This window comes from Streptomyces capparidis (assembly GCF_054782095.1).
Window position 1 is genome coordinate 1 of sequence record NZ_BAAGTD010000118.1, and the last position, 3966, is coordinate 3966.

The 3966-nt window shown below is 75.9% G+C and carries 3 protein-coding genes; 2 read left to right on the forward strand and 1 reads right to left on the reverse strand.

Annotated elements, in window-relative coordinates; all coding sequences use genetic code 11:
- Nucleotides 1-34: 34 nt before the first annotated feature.
- A complete protein-coding gene (locus ACYVO2_RS37125; RefSeq protein WP_461012540.1) occupies nucleotides 35-1318 on the reverse strand; it encodes a PucR family transcriptional regulator in 1284 nt (427 codons plus the stop codon).
- Nucleotides 1319-1460: 142 nt separating this feature from the next.
- Between ACYVO2_RS37125 and ACYVO2_RS37130 the strand changes: the two genes are divergently transcribed.
- Nucleotides 1461-3014, forward strand: coding sequence for a flavin-containing monooxygenase (locus ACYVO2_RS37130; RefSeq protein ID WP_461012541.1), 1554 nt, complete (start codon nucleotides 1461-1463; stop codon nucleotides 3012-3014).
- Entirely contained in the window at nucleotides 3011-3865 is an 855-nt protein-coding gene (locus ACYVO2_RS37135) for an SDR family NAD(P)-dependent oxidoreductase (protein ID WP_461012542.1), read from the forward strand. The genes ACYVO2_RS37130 and ACYVO2_RS37135 overlap by 4 nt, the downstream gene beginning before the upstream one ends.
- Nucleotides 3866-3966: the final 101 nt, after the last annotated feature.

Sequence of the window (3966 nt, forward strand, 5' to 3'; positions counted from 1 at the left end):
GATGAAGGCGGAGCCGCCGAGCGCCAGCGGCCCGTCACCCGTCCGCCGCGCCGCCCCGCCCGCCCCGGTCCGCGCCCGCCGCGCGCCCCGGCCCGTCCCCGCGCCAGCGCAGCACCTCCAGCGCCGCCGCCACCTGGATGACGTTCTCCTCCAGCGGGCGGGGCAGCAGTTGCTGCGCCTTGGCCAGCCGGCGCAGCAGGGTGTTGCGGTGGGTGTACAGGCGCGCCGCGGCGCGTGAGGCGTTGCACTGCTCCCGCACGAACGTCAGCACGGCCGCCCGCAGCTCCGGCGCCGCCGTCTCCAGGCCGCCCAGGGTGCGCTTGACGAAGCGGTCGGCGCGCTGGGGATCGCCGGTGATCAGCGAGACCAGCTCCACCTCGTCGTAGGCGGCGACCGCCCGGCCGGAGTCCAGGCGGGCCAGCATCCGCTGCGTGGTCAGGGCGTCCAGGTGGCTGCGCCGGAAGCCGTCCAGGCCCGCGGCCGGGGAGCCGACGGCGACCCGCACCGCCGGCATCGCGGCCGTCGCCGCGCGCAGCGCCTCCATGTCGGGCGTGCCGTGCACCCACACCCAGCGGGTGGCCGCGCCCGCGAGCACGGTGAGGGGGCGCGCACCGCCGGTGGCGCGGGCCAGGGCGTCGGCGGCCCGGTCCAGGTCGCCCAGGTCGGAGTCGGGGTCGTCGCTCCACACCACGGCCGCGGTGTGCAGGCGCGACAGGTCGTGGCCCAGCCGCGCCTCGGCGCGCCGCCGGGTGATGGGCGCGCCGTCCAGGATGAGGGCGACGACGTCCCGGCGCTCCGCGTGGGTGCCCCGGGTCAGCTCCTCGCGCTCCAGCCGCATCCGCTCGGAGATCGCGGCGACGGTGTCGTTGACGAACGCGGAGATGGAGCGGCTGGAGACGGCCAGCAGCTCGCGCAGCTCCTCCGCGTCCGAGGTCAGCGAGAAGGCGATCTGCATCCACAACTGCCAGGCCACGCCCTGCCCGACCCGGTAGGCGTCCAGCGCCGACTCGTCCAGGCCCCGGCGCACCAGGTCGCGCGCCACCGCGAGCGGCGCCTCGCCCAGGTTCGGGGGCACGGGGCCGCCCGGGTCGCGGACGTTGGCCGCCGCCCAGTGCAGGATGTTGGCCCGGTTCGTCCTGCGGGTGCCCGCGGCGAGCACCGGGTCGTCGGCGATCTGCCGCATGTGCTCGCCGGACAGCGTCGCCTCGTCCAGCTCCGCCAGCCACTCCGGCGGCGGGTGCAGGGCCAGCTCGGCGCCGCGCCGCATCAGCTCCCGCACGCGCGGGGACGGCCGCTCCCAGGCCGCGCGGACTCCCATGCCACCACCTCCACGAACCGGTGAACCGGTGTGCACAGTGCACCACCGGCGGCTCACTGCGGTGCATCCTGTCATTGAACCGTGCGGTGGGGCGCCGGACGATGGTCCTCCCGACACCGAGCCGAACCCGCGGAGCCGCAGCATGAGCAACGCCCCGTCGACGGCGGGCCCCGAGCACCTCGACGTCCTCATCGTGGGCGCCGGCGTCTCCGGCATCGGAGCCGCCTACTACCTCAGGACCCGCCACCCGGGAAAGAGCTACGCCCTCCTCGAGGCCAGGGGCGCCACCGGCGGCACCTGGGACCTGTTCCGCTACCCCGGCGTGCGCTCGGACTCCGACCTGCACACCTTCGGCTACGAGTTCCGGCCGTGGACGGGCGAGAAGGCCATCGCCGACGGCGACGCCATCCTGGCCTATGTGCGCGAGACCGCCGCCGAGCACGGCATCGACCGCGAGGTGCGCCTGCACCACAAGGTGGTGGCCGCCTCGTGGTCCACCGAGCGGGCCCGCTGGCGGGTGGAGGTCGAGCGCACCGACACCGGGGAGCGGTCCACGATGACCTGCGGCTGGCTGTTCTGCGCCGGCGGCTACTACCGCTACGACGAGGGCCACACCCCGCACTTCCCGGGCCGGGAGCGGTTCCGCGGCACCGTCGTCCACCCGCAGCACTGGCCGCCGGACCTGGATTACTCCGGCCGGCGCGTGGTGGTGATCGGCAGCGGCGCCACCGCCGTCACCCTGGTGCCCGCGATGGCCGGCACCGCGGCGCACGTCACCATGCTCCAGCGCACCCCCACCTACATCCTGCCCGTGCCCTCCCGGGACGTGGTCGCCGACGCCCTGCGCGCGGTGCTCGGCGAGCGGCGCGCGTACGCCGTCACCCGGCGCAAGAACATCGCCAAGCAGCGCGCCGTGTGGCGGTTCTGCCGGCGGCACCCCAGGGCCGCCCGCAGGCTGATCCGCCTGGTCAACACACGGCAACTGCCCAAGGGCTATCCCGTGGACGAGCACTTCGACCCGCCCTACGACCCGTGGGACCAGCGGTTGTGCGCGGTGCCCGACGCCGACCTGTTCCGCGCCCTGCGCGCCGGCACCGCCTCCGTGGTCACCGACCGCGTGGACACCTTCACCGAGACCGGGGTGCGCCTGGCGTCGGGCAGGGAGCTGCCCGCGGACGTCATCGTCACCGCCACCGGCCTGAACGTGCTGGCCTTCGGCGGGATCGAGCTGACCGTGGACGGCACGCCGGTGCGCCTGCCCGACACCGTGGCCTACAAGGGCATGATGCTCAGCGGCGTGCCCAACTTCGCCTACGCCATCGGCTACACCAACTCCTCCTGGACGCTGAAGGTCGGCCTGCTGTGCGAGCACCTGTGCCGGCTGCTCGCCCACATGGACGAGCACGGCCACACGGTCTGCCGCCCCGAGCTGCCCGCCTCGGGCATGGCGACCAGGCCGCTGCTCGACTTCGCCGCCGGCTATGTCCGGCGCGCCATCGACCTGCTCCCGCGCCAGGGCGAACAGGGGCCGTGGCGCACCTCGACGGACTACCGCGAGGACGTGCGGCTGCTGCGCGACGGCCCCGTGGCCGACCGCCACCTGCGCTTCTCCACCCCCCGTCCCGCCCCGTCCCCTTCCCCGCCCGCGGCCGCCGGCGGCGCGGCGCGGCCCGCCGCCCCCGGAGGCACCCGATGAGCAGCGTCACCGAGAAGGTCGCGGTCGTCACCGGCGCCGGGTCGGGCATCGGCCGCGCCCTCGCCCTCGGGCTCGCCCGCCGCGGCGCGCGGCTGGCGCTGTCCGACGTGGACGAGCGGTCCCTGGCCGGGACCGCCGAGGCGGCCGAGCGGCTCGGCGCCCCCGTGCTGGCCGCCCGCCTCGACGTCGCCGACCGCGATGCCGTCGAACGGCACGCCGCCGCAGTCGCCGGGCACTACGGGACGGTGCACCAGATCTACAACAACGCCGGCATCGCGGGCGCGTCCACCACCGTGCTCGACAGCGACTACGCCGCCTTCGACCGGGTCCTCGCCGTCAACCTGCTCGGCGTCGTCCACGGCACCAAGGCGTTCCTGCCGCACCTCATCGCCTCAGGCGACGGCCACGTCGTCAACGTCTCCAGCCTCAACGGGTTCATGGCGCAGGCCAGGCTCAGCGCGTACTGCGCCTCGAAGTTCGCCGTCCGCGGCTTCACCGAGGCGCTGCGCGCGGAGATGCTCCTGGCCGGCCACCCCGTCCGGGTGACGGTCGTCCACCCCGGCGGGGTGCGCACCAACATCGCCACCGCCGCGCTGCGGGAGGCGCAGCGCGCCGGGATCGACGTCCCCGCGAGCGAGCGGGCGCGGGTGCGCGTGTACGACGAGAAGCTGCTGAGGATGCCCGCGGACAAGGCCGCCGCGATCATCCTGCGCGGCGTGGAGCGGGGCAGGCCCCGGGTGCTGGTCGGCAGCGACGCGAGGACCGTGGACCTCCTGGTCCGGCTCGCGCCCCGCCGCTACCCGCGCCTGGCCACCCGGTTCGAGCGGAAGGTCTTCGGCGACCCGGCGTGAGCGGGACCCGGCGGCGGCCGGGGCGGGGGCGTGCGCGGAGCGGGCCAGGGCCGGGGCGTGCCCGGGGCGCTGGCAGGCGGCCGGGCGGGTGCCCCGGCCGG